The following is a 1,586-nucleotide window of genomic DNA, read 5'->3' on the forward strand; positions in this document are numbered from 1 at the left end:
CGCCGCGTCCTGCCCGGCCTTAAAGATGAGCAGAAGCTCCCTCATCAATACAGCACCGACCACAGCCGACACAAAGACCACACTGGCCTCCCGCTCTTCGCGCCGCAAGTCCCTACCCGAGCCGTGGAGGCAACCCTGGCACGCAACCTTATGCGAAGCGACCAGCCCCCGGTGGCAGTGTGCCACATGGAACCACTGGCGACCCGTTCCCGCCTCAAGCAAGAGGCTGGGCCAGGAAGCCTGAACCTGAATCCGGGGATCTACCCTGTCGACCGCCAGCACTATCCGTCCAGCGTCCGCCAATTCCCTTTTCGTGATCTCGCGCTCAAAGCCCCACACCGAGAGCGAATCCACATGGCCCAAAGCCTGCTCCGCCAGGAAGACCTTGGCACGTCCTACTCCCTCGCGGCCCAATAGGAGATATCGGTTGAGGTTAGTTTCGTCTGTCTCCTCCGGATCGTAAACCCTGAGCTCACCGCTCACCCGCGGCCACGCCCTCAGAACTTCGAGAAAGGCATTTCCCACGGCACCGCAGCCGATCAGTGTCAGCGACCCGAGATCGATCGCATCGACCGGGGGCGCTTCCGCCGGAAGGGAAGCCGTCCAGCAGGTCCACTCATACACGGTGTCCAGTGTGGAGCACATCGAATGGCGTAGGTAAAGCAGAGCGCAGAGAGCTGCAACCGCCCATTGCGCGCTGATGGGGTTGTACGCCTCTTCGCCGACGTGACGAGCGCCGTTCGTCGCAACCGCTGAGTCTCCGACGGTGAGCCTGACCACCCAATCCTTGGTGACCACGGCCATGTCGCATGGCGATGACGGCCCTGCGGGAGGTCCCACTCGGACAGCGACCGAGGCATGGGGCTTCTGTCTGTCCATACAGTATTCACCGGGCATCAGCGCCTGCATGCGATACAGCATGGCGCTCGCGAGAGTTGTAACTGGCACCCATGACCGGAGCTCAGGCCTCAGCGGCACATCCAGAGCGGACGACACCGTGATGCGTCGATAGCCCGGCCCCATCCTGGGGAGTTGATTCGCCATGTACAACAGGATGAGTTGGCCCTGGGGAGACTTGGCCCAATCTCCCGTAGCAGAGAGGTACAAAGGGACACCCGCCTGCCAGTCGGCGCCCACGTTCTCAGCAAACGCGCGATTACGGGCGTCCGCAAGCGTCCAACACTCCTTCATCATCATCCCGAGGTCACCACCCTCCGCGCTACCTCGCGGGGTGACAGTGGCCGCCATCTCGGGTAGCTAACGAGCTCGTACACTTTCACGTCGAGAGGCCAGCGTACCGACTCGTTGGCACCCCACGGCACTACTATGCTCAAGAATCCAGGCTCGAACGAGTACGGGTTACGGTCGTCGCGATCGGAGTGAAACGCCGAGCCCAAATGGGAGTGTACCTGCGCAATTACCGCGGCTCCTTGTGGTAACGACTCTGTTATCCTGCGGTTCTCCTCTGTTGGGATATCCACCCTGCCGGACGAGGCCCGAGCGTCCGGCTTAATCACTTGAATGACGTCCCAGGCGCCGTCCTCAAACAAGGCAACCCAGTAACAAACACCCTCCACCCCGCGATT

2 protein-coding genes are annotated in these 1,586 nt (G+C 61.7%); both read right to left on the minus strand.

Annotated features, from left to right (window positions below):
- Window positions 1-804 (minus strand): ThiF family adenylyltransferase (locus AB1609_23515; protein ID MEW6049403.1); only part of this gene is annotated, 804 nt, incomplete at its 3' end.
- A gap of 389 nt (window positions 805-1,193) precedes the next feature.
- Window positions 1,194-1,586, minus strand: a 393-nt coding sequence (locus tag AB1609_23520; GenBank protein MEW6049404.1) for a hypothetical protein, incomplete at its 5' end; no start/stop codon positions are given.

The sequence above is a fragment of the Bacillota bacterium genome (genome assembly GCA_040754675.1).
Classification (GTDB): domain Bacteria; phylum Bacillota; class Limnochordia; order Limnochordales; family Geochordaceae; genus Geochorda.